The following is a 16,315-nucleotide window of genomic DNA, read 5'->3' as shown; positions in this document are numbered from 1 at the left end:
TAGTTGATTTGTTATGGGTATATTAACAGAATGTGGGGCGGGTGTATAGAATTTATTATATTACAAATCAAAACTGAAATTAGGTACAAGAGCTAGTCTAAAAAAATCACTCAGCATTGTTCCTATAGTCCCCGTTAATAATGCGTTCCCACCAACTCTTGTTGGAAATGTACCATTCAATGGTTTGTGCTACCCCTGTCTCAAAGTTAAAGGTTGGCTTCCATCCGAGTCTTTCTAACTTAGAAGGATCAATTGCATAGCGTTTATCGTGCCCTAATCGATCCTCTACATATTCAATCAGATCTTCAGATTTTCCAAGAGTCTTAATAATTGTCTTTACCACTTCTAGATTAGTGCGCTCATTGTGACCTCCTACATTATATACCTCACCGCTAATACCTTTATGAAGAACCAAATCTATTGCTGTACAATGATCGTATACATGTAACCAGTCACGCACATTCTTGCCGTCTCCATACACTGGAACCTTCTCATCATTACATACACGCGATATGGTCAAAGGAATAAGTTTCTCAGGGAAATGGTACGGACCATAATTGTTTGAGCACCTTGTAATATTAACAGCCATACCAAACGTCTCGTGATAAGCACGTACTAACAAATCAGAGCCAGCTTTACTTGCACTATATGGACTGTTAGGTTGAAGCGGTGTTTCTTCTGTAAAGAAGGTTGTCGGATCGAACTCCAAATCACCGTAGACCTCATCTGTGGAAACATGAACAAATTTTGTAACTCCGCATTTTCTTGCAGCGTCAAGCAGCACTTGTGTTCCCAATACATTCGTACGAACGAACACACCAGGATCTGTAATGGAGCGATCCACATGGCTTTCAGCCGCAAAATGAACGACATACTTAATATTTTCTGATTCGAAAATTGAAATAATCGCGTCACGGTCCGCAATATCTGCTTTCAAAAATCGATAATTCTCTTTACTCTCAATAGCTTCATGCTTAGATAATTCACCGGCATAGGTTAATAGATCTAAATTAAAGATTTCATATTCAGGATATTTGTTAACCATATATTGAACGAAATTACCGCCAATAAATCCAGCGCCGCCGGTAACAAGTACTTTACTTCTGGTCATTTATTCACCTCATGTGTTAATTCATTCAAAAACCGGGAAAGAGCATCCTGCCAAATTGGTAGGCGATTAAAACCACTATCCTCTAGTTTCTGCTTGGACATTCTAGAGTTAGACGGCCGAACAGCAGGAGTAGGGTATTGCGAGGTTGGAATCCCCTCTACTGAAACCTCTTTGCCCGCTTGTCGAAATATTTCTCTTGAAAAATCCGCCCAGCTGCAAAAACCTTCATTCGATGCATGATATACTCCATATTTGTCTGTTTGGATCATATCCATTAATAAGTTAGACAGATCTACTGTATAGGTAGGTGAACCAAATTGATCAGAAACCACTTTTAGCTCATTTCGGTTTTCAGCTAATCTAAGCATGGTTTTCACAAAGTTATTTCCATTCATACCGAAAACCCAGGAAATACGAACGATAAAAGATGACTGATTCAATTCTTGCACCGCCAGTTCACCTTCATATTTCGTTTGACCGTAATATCCTACCGGATTAGGTTTATCCAGCTCCATGAAAGGAGCTTCACCTTCACCATCAAATACATAATCCGTACTGATATATATAAATTTAGAGCCAATCTCTTTAGCTGCTGCTGCCAGATGCATAGTCCCTTCAACATTGACCTTCCAGCAAGTCTCTTTATCGCTTTCCGCTTTATCTACTGCTGTATATGCTGCACAATGTATGATGGCGTCCGGTTTTGTTTGATTAATATAGGCCTGAACGGCAGAATGATCAGTGAAATCTAATTCAGAACGACCCGTTCCGATTATATTATAACCACGACGCTGTCCTTCCCGGATTACATCATATCCAAGCTGTCCATTACGACCTGTCACTAATATATTCATCATCTATTCTCCATAGTGAAAGTTTTGTTCAGCATCTTTCAGAAGAGGAGCTTTTGCATCTTTATCTGACAGTATAGGTGAAATATCTATAGGCCATTTAATACCGATAGAAGGATCATTCCATGCGATTCCACGATCACATTCAGGGGCATATAATTCATCTACCTTATATTGTACTTCCACATCTTCAGTTAGAGTCATAAAGCCATGTGCAAAACCTTTTGGAACAAGCAGTTGTTTTTTATTATCGGCACCTAACTCGACACCATACCATTGTCCGTATGTAGGGCTTCCTTGACGAATATCAACTGCGACATCGAATATAGAACCACGTGTACAACGTACAAGTTTCGATTGAGCCTTAGGATTTAGCTGATAATGCAAGCCACGTAGTGTACCCTTTGTTGCTGAAAAAGAATGATTATCTTGAACAAAATCCAAATTAAATCCAGAACTTTTTAAATTTTCATTACTAAATGTCTCCATAAACCACCCGCGATGGTCACCAAAAACAGTAGGTTCAATAATAAAAACACCGTCTAGTTTTGTAGAAATCATATTCATTAAAACTACCTCACAATCATGTGCAGAGTATTGACTCTATTTGCTATAGACAATAAGTATTGTCCATATTGATTTTTCAGCATTGGTTCTGCTAGATTTAATAGGTGCTCTTTTGTAATATAGCCCATACTAAAAGCGATTTCCTCTAGGCATGCAACTTTAAGACTCTGGCGCTTTTCGATAGTCTCAATAAATTGCGAAGCTTCTAAAAGAGATTCATGGGTACCTGAATCTAACCATGCAAAACCTCGACCAAGCAACTCAACATGTAACTCTCCACGCTCAAGATAAATCTTGTTTACATCTGTTATTTCTAATTCACCACGTGCAGAAGGTTTTATATTTTTGGCGATTTCAACAACATGATTGTCATAAAAATATAAACCAGTAACAGCATAATTTGATTTTGGCTGAGCAGGTTTCTCTTCAATTGAAATAACTCTCTTATTATCATCAAATTCTACAACACCAAAACGTTGCGGGTCACTCACATTGTAACCGAAAACAGTAGCACCTTTCTTTGTTTTTGCGACATTTTGTAAAAGATGAGTGAACCCATGCCCATAGAATATGTTGTCCCCTAAAATTAACGCTACGTTATCATTTCCTATGAATTTCTCACCAATAATAAAAGCTTGCGCTAGTCCATCTGGTGATGCCTGAATGGCATATTCTAAACTAATTCCTATATCTGAACCGTCTCCTAGAAGTTGTTTAAATCTCGGTGTATCTTCGGGGGTAGATATGATAAGGATTTCTCGAACTCCTGCCAGCATAAGAACAGATAATGGATAATAAATCATAGGTTTATCATAAATAGGCAACAATTGTTTCGATATAGTTTTAGTTAGCGGATATAGTCTAGTGCCACTACCACCTGCAAGTATAATTCCTTTCATATTAATCACTCCATTAAGGTATTTAAATTTAGGGTACTATTTATAATTATTCCTAACTAGGTGATTATAACTTGCCGCTAAAAGGAAACTGCCAATACGAATTCCTTGACCTTGCCCCGAATAGATGGACACTTAAAATATGTAGGAGCTTAAAAAGTAACATAAATGGTGAACGATTAAATTTGCATATCAAAACTTTGACTTTATATATGTCCCCCGATGAAAACAAAAAATAAATATGGTCGATGATTTTCTTTTAGTTTTCATTACAGTTTCTCTCTATACAACATCATACCTAAGTATATTTGAGCTTTCTTTTTAGGGCGTTTATTAGATTATCTACATTTTCTATTTTCAAATAACAAACAATTACGAAGTAAACAACTAATCCCAGGCATACAGACGTAATTAATGATAAATTACTACTGGTATAATTAATTAAAGTGTTATAACTCAGCTTTGCAATTACTCCCATCAATAATGAAGCACATAAAATTTTTATAAAGGTACTAGTAATTCCCTTTGTAGCCAATGGACCGATTTTCTTTTTTAGGCTCCAAAACAAAAGAATTGAACAGAATATCGCTGATATGCTTGTAGCTAATGCAAGACCGCCAATACCAAGATACCTCGAAAAAATAAAATTCAATACAATATTCATTACCACAGCAATAGCGGCGTTAATCATAGGAGTCTTTGTATCTCGAAGAGAAAAAAAAGCTCTGGAAAGAATTTCTCTCAAACCAATACCTATCATGCCTATAGAATAAAAGAAAAGAGCATTGGAAGTCATAGATATCGCTTGAGAATCAAATGCTCCTCTTCCGTAAAGCAGGTTAACCACAGGTTGAGCAAATACCATTGCTCCTATTGACGCCGGTATTACTAGTATATTTATTCCGTTAATTGCTTCTGATAAAGATTTTTTAAACTCTTTTATATTGCCTTCTACAGCCATTTTTGATATTTTCGGGTACATAACAGTTGTAAAAGTCATAACAAAGACACCTTGTATAAAGTCATTGAGACGACTTGCATAAGATATAGTAGAAATTCCTCCTACTGCAATTTGGGATGCTATTGTCCTATCAACCAAAATGTTAATCTGATTTATTGAAACACCGATAATAACAGGTATAGACAAAAATATCATGTTCCTAATGTGCTCATCCTTCCAGTCAAAGATGAATGAGTATCTATAACCTGTTTTAATAACAAACGGAATAATAATCAATAGTTGTATGCCCATAGCTAATGCACTACCTATTGAAATAATGACAATATCGTATTTTGTACTTAAGAATATGGACAACATAATAATTAGACTTACAGGAATTCCCATAACAGCCGGAATAATGAATTTTTTTTTCATTTGCAAATATCCATTAAAGACAAAAATCAAGCCAGAAAAATAAATACTGGTAATTCCGATTCTAGTAAATAGAACTGCAAGTGTTAATGTTTCTTTTGTAAAACCCGAAGCAAACATTTTTACAATTGGAGTAGTAAAAAGAAAAACAATTAATATTATTATTGAACATATAATGAATATAAAGTTCAAAAGATTATTTGTGAATCTATCAGCAGATTCTACATTCTTTTGCGATGCTATTTTAGTGTAAATTGGAATATAACTGGTAGCAATTCCTATAGCAATAAATTCAAATATTGTACCTGGAATTGTTAGAGATATTAAATAAGCATCACTGACTCCTGAAGCACCATAAAAGTATGATAAAATAATTTCCCTTGTAAATCCAAGCACTTTTGTCAATATTGTTAACAACATTAATATCAACATTGCTTTTTTCATTAATCATTCACCTTTTTCCATTTACAAGTCCCTTATTTCCCTCGTTTCATATATTAATCGAAAAGAAGATTACTCCACAATATATGATCATAGTCAATTCCTCTTAGGTAATAGATAACTGCCATTAATACACTAGTTAATATTAAGTAAGCCCTCATAAATAACTTTTCTTTCTCATTTAAATATTTTTCAATACATCCATATAGCAGGTATTTCACAATAAATAGCCCACGATAAAACCTATTAAATTCAAATAGATACAACATACAACCCAATAATAAAATACCCGTAAACAAAAAGAAATACAAAATAGTAATCATCTTTATATTATTTGATTTGTTTAATTGCTGTTCTTTGCGCTTAATAAGATTATAGAAAATTATAATATCGACTATTAAAAGTAAGCTCCACGAAAATAATGTTCCTAAATTCAAGCTATCAGCATAATAGTATTGGATCTTCACTCTCACAAATTCTATTGGAAATTTGTTCAATATCAAGTCCACAAAACTTCTTCCAGCTATAATATTAATAATACCAAGAGTAATTATTATATTATAAAAAACTTTATTGTTTTGATATCCAATTTTATGCGAATCTAATCTTTCTCCAATTCTTACACTTCTACTTACAAACAACTCAATAACAAAAAACACAATAAAAAATACAAAACCAAAAGAATGTAGCATTGTAGCAAAAATTAGAAAAATTAAAGATTTCACTTTTTTATTATGTATATACTCAATAAGAGCGTTTAATACAAGAAAGAACATTAAATTATTCCTAACTTGTATTACATCCATAATATACGGAAAAATGAAATATAATAATATTACAAAATTTATATTTTTAATATATTTAGAAAATCTGGAGAAAGTAATAAATAGTAGTAGTGCTTGGATGATCAATATAATCCTATAGCTATCGCCACCTAAATACTTAATCAACTTAATAATCATAATAAACCCTATATCAGCAATACCATTAGGATCATTAAATTCAAAGATTTCGTTATAAATTTGGAAATCCGGATTATCAGTATTAAACACCAAGAACATCAAAACAAAAAGCAAAGATATTTGTTTCAAAAATTTAAACCTTATTTTTAAAGGATCTGCAACAAAAGATAATATCATCATCAAGCAAACTACAACAAAGTAAATAATCATTACTTATTCTCCTAAAGAAAATATTCAATAAAACTCTTCTCGTATATATTTTAGTGAGTTTGCAATGTATTTTGATCTTTTATTAATTCCTAGCAATCCAGTAATTGAATTTTCATTATGCACAATTTCTAGGTTATTATCATAAAAACACTTTTTACCGTGTATTAATAAATATTCTGCTATATATGCCTCTTCACTGTATAGGAATCCTTTGTAGCCATTGTCTTTAATGATATCAATAAAATCACCTTTTACAGCAAAAAAGCAACCATGTGCAGAATATACGTATTGACTTTCCTTTCTTTCAGTTTTCCTAACTTTAGCCTTAAGCTTTGCTAAGTTCTCATATATATATGCTAAAAAAGGAGTTTGATTTATAAATATAATCCTATTAATTTTATTTAAACTGCACCGTTCTATATAATGGGGATTCTGATATGACTTTGTAAGTGGACTGTATACCGATGGTGCAACACACCAAATTTCTTCTTGATAATGTATCGAAAGAAATTTTTCAAAATATAACGTATCCGAAATTACAATGTCAGTGTTGCTTATTATAACCCAATCTGGCTTCGTACCACCATTACTTATAAACTCATTGTAGCCATACAGCGCTCCATTTAGATAACCTAAGTTATTCATAGGTTCGAACAACTCTATTGAAAGATTTATCTTTTGTATCTCTTCCGCCAAATTGATTTTAGCATTTTCACTTTTTTTGTTATTTACAATGACAAGCTGTATTCTATTAGAACTAGTTTGGTTAGCAAGCATCTGAGCATAACTAATTACTTCTTCTTCATTTGCATAATTAATTATTGCAATTAAAACATTCTTCATTTCCTCCAAACCACCCTATTTACAATATTCGTATAGCTCTGTATTATCTTCACTACCTTGACCGACACATTCTCATCAGCATAATCAGGTGCAAGAATCATTTTTTCTTGATTCTCCCTCATAGCTCTACTTAGTTCGACTGCTTGAACTATGTCTCTTTCATCAATGCCCCCTATAACAACCGTTCCTTTATCCAATACCTCAGGTCTTTCTGTAGAGGTTCTAATTAAGACTCCAGAAAAGCCAAGTATTGCTGATTCTTCGGAAAGAGTTCCACTATCCGATAGAACACAATAGGAGTTTAACTGTAAATTGTTATAGTCAAAGAATCCGAATGGTTTAAGTTGTCTAATTAATGAATGGAATTTAAAACCACTTGATTCTATTTTTTTCCAACTTCTCGGGTGAGTAGAATATATAATAGGCAATTGGTATGTTTCAGCAATGTCATTAAGGGCATTCATTAATGAGAAGAAATTTTTCTCATTGTCAATGTTCTCTTCTCTATGAGCTGAAACTACAATATATTTACCTTTTTCCAGTTCAAGTTCGTCTAATACTCTACTAGACTGTATCTTTTCCATTTGCACATTTATCACCTCTGCCATAGGTGAACCTGTTACAAAGATATGCTCTTTTCTTATTCCCTCAGATAATAAATATTTTCTACTATGCTCCGTGTATGGGAGATTGATATCTGAAATATGATCTACAATCTTTCTATTAATTTCCTCAGGTACATTTTGATCAAAGCACCTATTACCGGCTTCCATATGAAAGATCGGTATCTTCAGCCTCTTTGCAGATATTGCACATAATGCAGAGTTTGTGTCCCCTAATATTAATAATGCATCCGGTTTCTCCTTAGATAACACTTCAAAGGACTTTGCAATTATATTACCCATAGTTTCTCCTAGATGTTCACCTACTGCATTCAAATAATGGTCCGGTTCACGCAGCTCTAGTTCGTTGAAAAACACTTCATTAAGACTATAGTCCCAATTTTGTCCTGTATGAACCAATATATGATTGAAATATCGATCGTTTGCTTTGATCACTTCGGATAAACGTATAATTTCAGGTCTTGTTCCAACAACAGTCATTATCTTTAGTTTCGTCATCAATACTATACCTCCACATAATATGTATCTGGTTTATCTGGATTAAAGATTTCACAAGCCCAGAATAGTGTTATTAGCTCTCCATCACCGGTATTCGTAATGGAATGAGTATAACCTACTGGTATGTCTACAACTTCAGCAGTTTCTCCATTTACTTTATATTCTAGTATTTCATCAGTCTCAATTTTCCTGAATTTTATAACAGCCTCACCTTGAATAACAAGGAATTTCTCAACCTTTGTATGATGCCAATGGTTACCTCTAGTTATACCTGGTTTTGTCTTTGATATAAAGATTTGTCCCATACTGTCTGATTTAATAAACTCGGACAACCAACCCCTGTTATCTTCATACTTCTTTAACCTATAAGAGAAGTTATCCTCTTCTAAGTAAGATAAAAATGTACCATACAATGCTCTATCAAATTGATTCTCTAAGGAAGGCATAAGCAACGTTTCCCTATTGTTTCTAAATGAATATAATTTATTTGCTAATTCCCCAACGGTAAGACTATAGGTCTCAGAAACATAACTAAATGGTCCGTCTTTATTTTCATTACCTTCTAAGGCTCTAATAAACTCTGCTACTACATCATCAATATAACTTAATACAAGACTAGCATTAGCATCATTGATCTGAACATCAACATTTCTTGCTATGTTATAACAAAATGTGGCCACTACTGAATTGTAGTTTGGCTTACTCCATTTCCCAAATAAGTTAGGTAATCTATATACAATAGATTTAACTCCTGTTTCTTTGCTGTATTGAAATAATAAATCCTCTCCGGCCTTCTTACTTATACCGTAAGGATTATCCCTCTCTGCTTGTATGGATGAAGTGATTAGTATAGGTGACTTATTGGTGTGCTTCTTTAACAGCTCTATAAGTTCAGACGTAAATCCGAAATTCCCCTCCATAAAATCACTTTCATCTTGAGGTCTGTTCACCCCAGCGAGATGGAATACGAAATCACATTCTTTTGTATATTCATTCATTAAAACTCTATCTGTTGCTCGCGTTATCTCTAATATATTTGAATATCCTCTATTTTTAAGTTCTGCTATTAGATTTTTACCTAAAAATCCATTAGCACCTGTAACTAGTATTTTCACTATTTGTTCCTGCCTTTCAACTCTTCTTGGACGTATTCAAGTGACAGTAACTTTTCTTTTATTTGTTCTAGATTTAGACGATGTGTATTATGCGAGTTATATTCATTTTCTGTAGCTAACTTCTCATCGCCTTCAACGAAGTACTTATCATAATTTAGATCTCTTTGGTCAGAAGGGACTCTGTAAAAGTTCCCAAAATCTTCCGCAACAATATGTTCTTCTCTTGTTAGCAGTGTTTCATAGAGCTTTTCCCCATGACGAGTACCAATTATGACAATTTCATTTTTCGCATTAAATAGCTCTTTAATTGCTTGAGCTAGATCACCTATTGTAGAAGCCGGGGATTTCTGAACCATAATATCACCCGCCTGTGCATTGTGAAATGCAAATACTACTAATTCTACTGCCTCTTCAAGGCTCATTAGAAATCTAGTCATATTGGGATCTGTAATCGTCAGCGGTTGTCCGCTCTTAATTTGTTCAATAAACAAAGGGATTACTGAACCTCTAGACGCCATTACATTTCCATAACGTGTCCCACAAATCAATGTTCTACTAGGATCTACTGTCTTCGCTTTAGCAACGAATACTTTCTCCATCATTGCTTTAGAGATTCCCATTGCATTAATAGGGTATGCCGCTTTATCTGTCGATAAACAAATAACTTTCTCTACGCTATTCTCAATGGCAGCTGTAAGTACATTTTCAGTACCTAATACATTCGTTTTCACTGCTTCTAAAGGGAAGAACTCACAAGAAGGCACTTGTTTCAGTGCTGCCGCATGAAATACATAGTTAACGTTATACATAGCATTCTTCACGCTTGCAATATCGCGAACATCACCTATATAAAACTTTAATTTGTCACTCTTATAAACTTTACGCATATCATCTTGCTTTTTCTCGTCGCGTGAAAATATACGAATTTCTTTTATGTCTGAATCTAAGAATCTATTCATAACAGCGTTACCGAAGGATCCCGTACCTCCTGTTATTAGTAAGGTTTTATCTTTAAACATACTATTCCCACTCCCTAGACAGCGATTTTACTATCTCGTATTTTGGAATAAATCATCAATCTCATCTAGTAAATCTTGTTTATTAAAATTATTTTCATAATAGTTTCTTGAGTTTAACTGCAACTCATCCAATTCGATAGCTGATAGCTTGGACATCTCTACTACTGTATCCGCGAAACTTTTAGCATTTCCCACTTCGCAAACCTTACCCGAACGCGATTCATTGACTATATTCGCTGTTTCGCCATCGGCAGAAGCAAGAATTGGCATTCCACACGCCATATAGGATTGTAGTTTAGCTGGAATTGTCATCTTAAATAATGGGTTCGCTGTTAAGCATATAATAGCTACATCATGCTCTGATAAGATCTCAGGTATTTCACTAGCAGGTTTCTTTGGAATAAAAGAAAATAACTCCGTAACATCATTGTTCTCTATTAGCTCTAACAGTGTATCTTTATATCTGCCTTCCCCTACTATTGTAAAATGAATTTTCCGGGTGCAACCTATCTCGTTCTTAATTATCTTCGCTGCTTTAGGTAATATATCCAACCCTTGAGCATTACCGATGTTACCTGTAAATATCACTTTGAATATCTTTTCTTCTCCGTCTATAACAGCTTCGGATTTCTTCATAGGCTTATAGAAATCTTCTGCATATTGCGGCCAGAATTTAATTTTATTTGTTGAAACACCTCGGTTTTCAATAGACTTAACAAAACTCTTGGAAGTTGTCAGTATCTTGGTGCAGTGTGAATAGATATAATCTACCATCTTACCAATAGATGATAAGACCCATTTATTAGTTGTTCCTGTTATGATTGCTACATTCTCCGGCCATAGATCTTGTACATACAAATAACAAGGTATCTTCCGTTTCATTGCATACCATATTCCGGGCAATGCCTGTGTCATTGGAGATACTTCATAAATGAAGACAAAATCAGCTTTAACATTTGTGATGCTTTTCCAAATGAATCCTGATACTACAAAAGACAAATAGTTTAGTATCAAAGTTATGGAATTAGATCCTCTAGCTACTAAAGGGATTCGTATTATATCAACATCATTATATGTTTCTCTTCTACTTTTAAATAAGCTGTATCCTTTGTAGTACTTTCCTTGTGGATAGTTTGGGATTCCTGTAATTACCGTAACTTTATAACCACGCTTTACCCATTCCGTGCAAATATCATTTATCCTAAATTGTTCAGGGTAGAAATATTGTGAAATAACTAGAATATGCTTTTTCAAATGAATTTCGACCCCTTATCTCTCAGTCATCTCAATTGAATTTTTCAGATCTCTTATTGCATAATCAATTCTATAATCACTCATACTTTGCTCATACACTAAATTCCCAAACAACTTATTAATGATTCCGTTCTTAGTAGCTAGCAGCTTCAGAAGGGTACTGAACCCTTTAATTAATCTTATGTTTCTACCATGCGATTCTGCAATCAGCCTAACCATTTCGCTGGTTCTAACGTATTCTCTATTTTGCGGAAAAAATAAACCCGATTCCTCGAAATCGATTATACTCTTTAAAAATTTACATAAATTATCTATGTGAAGCATACTTCGCATATTATCTACATCTGGAAATACAGGAGATTTTCGAGCCATATTCGAAAGCCTACTATAGTTTCCTTTAGAACCTTTTCCATATATCATTGGAGGTCTCAGGACTGCAACTCTGAAACTATCATTTTGCAATGGAAGTATCGCTTCTTCCGCTTGAAGTTTACTACGACCATAAAAGTTACTTGGGGAAGGTATCGTGTTTCTATCAATAAGCTTTAACGAATTACTACCATCACCATAAACGATGATACTACTCATAAATATAAACTGCTTGACACGTTCACTTTTAGCTTTCTTCGCTACCTCGATAGTTAGGTCACGGTTTACTTTATAATATTGGGATTCCATTCCAGGGTCAGTCGAGACATGTGCTATCCCAGCTGCATGAAAAATGACATCATATGCAGAGAAATCCTTTTCTTTCCACAATTCATCTCTTAAACTAATAAACTCTACTGAGTAGTCAGTTGGATCATGTACAAGCCAATGATTCAAACTTAAGCCTATATAACTATTTGAACCAGTTATCAATATTTTTTTCATTATGCATTAGTCTCCATTACACTAGAAAGATCCTTATCCCTTATTTTTCCGGATTCACCCTCAACCACACCATCTCTTCTCACAACACTCAAGATCGTACCGAAGAAGCACTTAACATCCATCCACAAACCAATCTTATCTACATACTCCCCATCTAACTTTGCCTTTACTTCAATAGGGAGCTCGTCTCTACCATTAATCTGTGCCCATCCTGTGAGGCCAGGCAAGATGTCATTTGCACCATACTTGTCACGCTCTGCGATTAAGTCATATTGATTCCATAAAGCCGGACGTGGGCCGATAATGCTCATTTCACCTTTGAGAATGTTAATGATTTGAGGTAATTCATCCAAACTTGATTTACGAAGAAACTGGCCTAGCTTTGTGATGAAAGCATTTGGATCTTGAAGCATATGTGTTGGCGTATCTTTTGGTGTACCTATACGCATTGTTCTAAATTTGAGGATATAGAAATGTCTCTTGTTTTTACCTATCCGCTTTTGCTTAAAAAATACAGGTCCTTTGGAGTCCATTTTAATTAAAACAGAGACCACAATTAATAACGGTGACAGTATAATCATTGCTATAAAGGAAAGAACGATATCTGCAACTATTTTCACACCACTGTATAGCTTCACTTCATCACCTACGCTCTTAAATTTGTGATACTTAAAAAAGAATCTTTTGTTGATGTTTGTTCATGACAGTTTGTAAGTACTGAAGCAATTCACCCTTCAACTCATCCCGTTGCAGAGCAAATTCCAACTGCGTTTTAATAAACCCCAACTTCTCTCCAACATCGTACCTTACGCCTTCGAACTCATATGCATATACAGCTTCGAAGCGGTTCAATTCGGCAATCGCATCAGTTAGCTGAATTTCTCCACCTGCCCCTGGTGATTGGCTCTCTAAGATTTTGAATATACTAGAGCTAAGGATGTAGCGGCCCATTATTGCGATATTCGATGGAGCTACTTCACGCTTCGGCTTTTCGACTAGGTTCGACACACTATATAGTCGGTCTTGGACGGCTCTGCCGTCAACGATACCATAACGGGATACTTGGCTTTATGTACTTTCACAAGATAGCCTCCTAGTTGTTTAAAGTTGACGGTTAAAATATAGTTTTATATTCTTTTACTAAACATATATAACTATTACCATATTATTTCTCTTGGATTACCTCATCATACGATTTCCCTTGGCTCATACCATATTTCTTAGCTACTTGAATCAGTTCATCATACTGCTCTGGAGATAACTTCCCAAGAATAATGCTGCGTGCTTTCTTCTTCTCTTCTAGATCTAACCCCCCGCTTGCCAATTCTTGAATTTGCTTAATATCTGATAAACTAAGCTCCTCAAGTAGCACGGTTGAGACTTTGGCCTTCTCTGAGACGGTTATTTTTTCTTGCACTTCTTTTGCTTTATCTACAGAAACTTCAGCGCTGTAAGATTCATTTGACTTTACATTTTGTTTATTGTCAGCCGATTCTTTATTCTCATTCTTATTATCTGCTTGATTAACTCTGTCTGTTTCTTGCTTCGTTTGTTCTGCTCTGGAATTCGAATTGCTTATTACTTCCGTATTCTCTGCATCGTTATTTAGTAAGGAATTGCTCTCTACTTTAGAACTAGTATTATTCGGATTAGCGCTGGTATCATCAACAACGAGATTGCTCTCTAAATCTGCTGCCAATGTGGAGATGAACCTATCTACAGCATAGTTTGCTGCGAACAACCCCCCTATGCCTAATATCAATACTACAGATACTATCCATAACAATATCTTCTTCCACTTTTTCTTACGCATTTCCATTCGCCTCCATTTGCGTGCGGACTATTAGGATACGTGTGAATAGAAAGGAACTAGATGCTCAATTACATCCTTTACCGAGCTTTGGCTTTCACCTAGAACCTTCTCAAAGCGTTTGAATTGAAGCTCAAGCTCTGCCCGGTTAATCTGCGATGGCTTACCGATATAGATGCGCTCATGCTGGGTAGACGATACTGCCTCTTCATCCGTTAATAGCTCTTCGAAAAGTTTCTCGCCCTCACGCATACCGCTAAAGTTAATTTCAATATCTACATTCGGCTCATAACCAGATAACCGGATCAAATCCTGTGCCAAATCCATAATTTTGACAGGCTTGCCCATATCTAATACGAATATTTCTCCGCCTTTGGCGAACGAACCCGCTTGAATAACCAACTGAACGGCCTCAGGAATCGTCATGAAATACCTAACCATATCTGGATGGGTTACAGTGACTGGCCCGCCTGCAGCAATCTGCTCTTTGAACCTTGGGATAACACTGCCACGGCTGCCGAGCACATTTCCGAATCGAACGGCTACAAACTGTGTAGTACTTGTTGTATTAATACTCTGTATGTACATCTCTGCAATTCTCTTCGTAGCTCCCATAATGCTAGAAGGATTAACGGCTTTATCGGAGGAGATCATAACGAATCGTTCTGCTTTGTATTTGTCCGCGCAGTCTGCTACGTTCCTTGTTCCAAATACATTATTTTTTACAGCTTCTGATGGATTACGCTCCATTAATGGAACATGCTTATGGGCCGCTGCATGGAACACGACCTGCGGTCTAAACTTTCGGAATACATCATCCATTCGATTACGATCCTGAATGTCCGCAATGACGGTTTCCAGCTGAACATCCGGATATTTACTTCTAAGCTCCATTTCAATGGTGTAAATACTATTTTCTCCGTGCCCCAAGAGCAACAACCGCGAGGGGTTGAATGAGGAAATTTGTCTGCACAACTCCGATCCGATGGAGCCTCCTGCACCTGTTACAAGCACGACTTTATCGGATACATAATTGGCAATTCCCTCGAGGTCAGTCATTACAGGCTCTCGCCCTAGCAAGTCTTCAACTTCCACATTTCTTAGCGATTTTACAGCCAAACGACCTTTAATAAAGTCATTAATCGATGGAATAATCTTGACCTTTGCGCCAGTGAGCTTGCAAATATTGATAATATCGGATATATGCGCCCTTTTTGTAGACGGCATTGCGATAATAATGTCATGGATATGGTATTTCTGTACAAGCTCTTCAATATGCAACCGATTTCCTAGAACCGGTAAGCCATAAACCTGCATATTACGTTTATGTAAATCATCATCAATAAAACCTATAATGCGATTGCCAGCGAAGCTATTGCTAGTCATGATTTCTTTAGCTATTAACGCACCACAGTCACCTGCGCCTACGACAAGCACATTATTTACCAAATCTTTCTTCTTCGTTCTGTTTACTCGGATTAATCGCCACAGGAATCGCGAGCCTCCCATAAATAACAGCATTAACTCCAGTGTTCGAGATGTTATCGAAATGGGTACTCGTTCTTCATAAAGCAAGTAGGTAGCTAAATACGATAAAATTAAACCGATAATAATTGCCTTAGCCAGCTCAATGATTTCACCAATACTGGCATATTGCCACATCCGTCGATACATTCGAAAGAACGCCAAGCTACTCCCACATATTACTGTTGTTAATAAAGCAAATAAAAGCATTTGAGATTCGTAGAAGGGAGGAATCTTTCCATTAAAGCGAAATAAATAGGATATTGAAATCGCGACCCATATAATACAAATATCAATTACCAGTATGATTAGCATTCTGTTTCTATTGCTAAGCTTGCTCACCTTA

At 35.4% G+C, this 16,315-nt stretch carries 15 protein-coding genes and 1 pseudogene; all 16 read right to left on the bottom strand.

The window, feature by feature from the left end; translation table 11 throughout:
* Positions 1-106: 106 nt before the first annotated feature.
* The 16 genes and pseudogenes from rfbB to MRBLPE1_RS24185 all read right to left on the bottom strand — a co-directional run bounded on the left by rfbB (position 107) and on the right by MRBLPE1_RS24185 (position 16,284).
* The gene (rfbB, locus tag MRBLPE1_RS24260; RefSeq protein WP_364150283.1) at positions 107-1,111 is read right to left on the bottom strand and encodes a dTDP-glucose 4,6-dehydratase; all 1,005 of its coding nucleotides are present in this window, start codon (positions 1,109-1,111) and stop codon (positions 107-109) included.
* A complete protein-coding gene (gene rfbD, locus MRBLPE1_RS24255; protein WP_364150280.1) occupies positions 1,108-1,965 on the bottom strand; it encodes a dTDP-4-dehydrorhamnose reductase in 858 nt (285 codons plus the stop codon). Before rfbD ends, rfbB begins: the two co-directional genes overlap by 4 nt.
* 3 nt (positions 1,966-1,968) lie before the next feature.
* Positions 1,969-2,529 carry a dTDP-4-dehydrorhamnose 3,5-epimerase gene (rfbC, locus tag MRBLPE1_RS24250; protein WP_364150277.1) on the bottom strand — a complete coding sequence of 187 codons (561 nt, stop codon included), beginning with the start codon at positions 2,527-2,529 and terminating at the stop codon, positions 1,969-1,971.
* 5 nt (positions 2,530-2,534) lie between these two features.
* Entirely contained in the window at positions 2,535-3,428 is an 894-nt protein-coding gene (rfbA, locus tag MRBLPE1_RS24245) for a glucose-1-phosphate thymidylyltransferase RfbA (RefSeq protein WP_364150274.1), read from the bottom strand.
* Between the two features lie 295 nt (positions 3,429-3,723).
* Positions 3,724-5,241 (bottom strand): murein biosynthesis integral membrane protein MurJ, encoded by a 1,518-nt coding sequence (murJ, locus tag MRBLPE1_RS24240; RefSeq protein WP_364150271.1) that lies wholly within the window; start codon positions 5,239-5,241, stop codon positions 3,724-3,726.
* Positions 5,242-5,294: 53 nt separating this feature from the next.
* Positions 5,295-6,410: an EpsG family protein gene (locus MRBLPE1_RS24235; RefSeq protein ID WP_364150268.1), complete on the bottom strand. Its 1,116-nt coding sequence runs from the start codon at positions 6,408-6,410 to the stop codon at positions 5,295-5,297.
* Between the two features lie 24 nt (positions 6,411-6,434).
* Complete coding sequence (locus tag MRBLPE1_RS24230) at positions 6,435-7,253, bottom strand: hypothetical protein (protein ID WP_364150265.1); 819 nt, start codon at positions 7,251-7,253, stop codon at positions 6,435-6,437.
* Entirely contained in the window at positions 7,250-8,374 is a 1,125-nt protein-coding gene (gene wecB, locus MRBLPE1_RS24225; protein WP_364150262.1) for a non-hydrolyzing UDP-N-acetylglucosamine 2-epimerase, read from the bottom strand. The genes MRBLPE1_RS24230 and wecB overlap by 4 nt, the downstream gene beginning before the upstream one ends.
* Positions 8,375-8,379: 5 nt before the next feature.
* Entirely contained in the window at positions 8,380-9,489 is a 1,110-nt protein-coding gene (locus MRBLPE1_RS24220; RefSeq protein ID WP_364150260.1) for an NAD-dependent epimerase/dehydratase family protein, read from the bottom strand.
* Positions 9,489-10,508, bottom strand: a complete 1,020-nt coding sequence (locus tag MRBLPE1_RS24215) for a polysaccharide biosynthesis protein (protein WP_364150258.1) — start codon at positions 10,506-10,508, stop codon at positions 9,489-9,491. The genes MRBLPE1_RS24220 and MRBLPE1_RS24215 overlap by 1 nt, the downstream gene beginning before the upstream one ends.
* 30 nt (positions 10,509-10,538) lie before the next feature.
* Complete coding sequence (locus MRBLPE1_RS24210) at positions 10,539-11,762, bottom strand: glycosyltransferase family 4 protein (protein WP_364150255.1); 1,224 nt, start codon at positions 11,760-11,762, stop codon at positions 10,539-10,541.
* 15 nt (positions 11,763-11,777) lie between these two features.
* Positions 11,778-12,635: an NAD-dependent epimerase/dehydratase family protein gene (locus tag MRBLPE1_RS24205; RefSeq protein WP_364150252.1), complete on the bottom strand. Its 858-nt coding sequence runs from the start codon at positions 12,633-12,635 to the stop codon at positions 11,778-11,780.
* Positions 12,635-13,273: a sugar transferase gene (locus tag MRBLPE1_RS24200; RefSeq protein WP_364150249.1), complete on the bottom strand. Its 639-nt coding sequence runs from the start codon at positions 13,271-13,273 to the stop codon at positions 12,635-12,637. The genes MRBLPE1_RS24205 and MRBLPE1_RS24200 overlap by 1 nt, the downstream gene beginning before the upstream one ends.
* Before the next feature lie 31 nt (positions 13,274-13,304).
* Positions 13,305-13,700 (bottom strand): annotated as a pseudogene (locus MRBLPE1_RS24195) (sugar phosphate nucleotidyltransferase); the annotation flags it as partial.
* A 100-nt stretch (positions 13,701-13,800) separates the two neighbouring features.
* On the bottom strand, positions 13,801-14,448 hold the full coding sequence (locus tag MRBLPE1_RS24190) for a hypothetical protein (RefSeq protein ID WP_364150246.1): 648 nt from the start codon (positions 14,446-14,448) through the stop codon (positions 13,801-13,803).
* 30 nt (positions 14,449-14,478) lie between these two features.
* A complete protein-coding gene (locus MRBLPE1_RS24185; RefSeq protein WP_364151477.1) occupies positions 14,479-16,284 on the bottom strand; it encodes a polysaccharide biosynthesis protein in 1,806 nt (601 codons plus the stop codon).
* Between the last annotated feature and the right edge of the window lie 31 nt (positions 16,285-16,315).

Source organism: Paenibacillus sp. LPE1-1-1.1, assembly GCF_040676435.1.
Taxonomy (GTDB): Bacteria; Bacillota; Bacilli; order Paenibacillales; family Paenibacillaceae; genus Pristimantibacillus.
The sequence above is the reverse complement of the archived record's forward strand: the minus strand, read 5'-3'. Positions and strand labels throughout refer to the sequence as shown.

Excerpts from the sequence above, each read along its gene's own strand:
- MRBLPE1_RS24215 (WP_364150258.1), bottom strand. The coding sequence starts at position 10,508 with ATGTTTAAAGATAAAACCTTACTAATAACAGGAGGTACGGGATCCTTC.
- murJ (WP_364150271.1), bottom strand. The coding sequence starts at position 5,241 with ATGAAAAAAGCAATGTTGATATTAATGTTGTTAACAATATTGACAAAA.
- MRBLPE1_RS24190 (WP_364150246.1), bottom strand. The coding sequence starts at position 14,448 with ATGCGTAAGAAAAAGTGGAAGAAGATATTGTTATGGATAGTATCTGTA.
- MRBLPE1_RS24230 (WP_364150265.1), bottom strand. The coding sequence starts at position 7,253 with ATGAAGAATGTTTTAATTGCAATAATTAATTATGCAAATGAAGAAGAA.
- wecB (WP_364150262.1), bottom strand. The coding sequence starts at position 8,374 with ATGACGAAACTAAAGATAATGACTGTTGTTGGAACAAGACCTGAAATT.
- MRBLPE1_RS24235 (WP_364150268.1), bottom strand. The coding sequence starts at position 6,410 with ATGATTATTTACTTTGTTGTAGTTTGCTTGATGATGATATTATCTTTT.
- MRBLPE1_RS24185 (WP_364151477.1), bottom strand. The coding sequence starts at position 16,284 with ATGCTAATCATACTGGTAATTGATATTTGTATTATATGGGTCGCGATT.
- rfbB (WP_364150283.1), bottom strand. The coding sequence starts at position 1,111 with ATGACCAGAAGTAAAGTACTTGTTACCGGCGGCGCTGGATTTATTGGC.
- MRBLPE1_RS24205 (WP_364150252.1), bottom strand. The coding sequence starts at position 12,635 with ATGAAAAAAATATTGATAACTGGTTCAAATAGTTATATAGGCTTAAGT.
- rfbD (WP_364150280.1), bottom strand. The coding sequence starts at position 1,965 with ATGAATATATTAGTGACAGGTCGTAATGGACAGCTTGGATATGATGTA.
- rfbA (WP_364150274.1), bottom strand. The coding sequence starts at position 3,428 with ATGAAAGGAATTATACTTGCAGGTGGTAGTGGCACTAGACTATATCCG.
- rfbC (WP_364150277.1), bottom strand. The coding sequence starts at position 2,529 with ATGAATATGATTTCTACAAAACTAGACGGTGTTTTTATTATTGAACCT.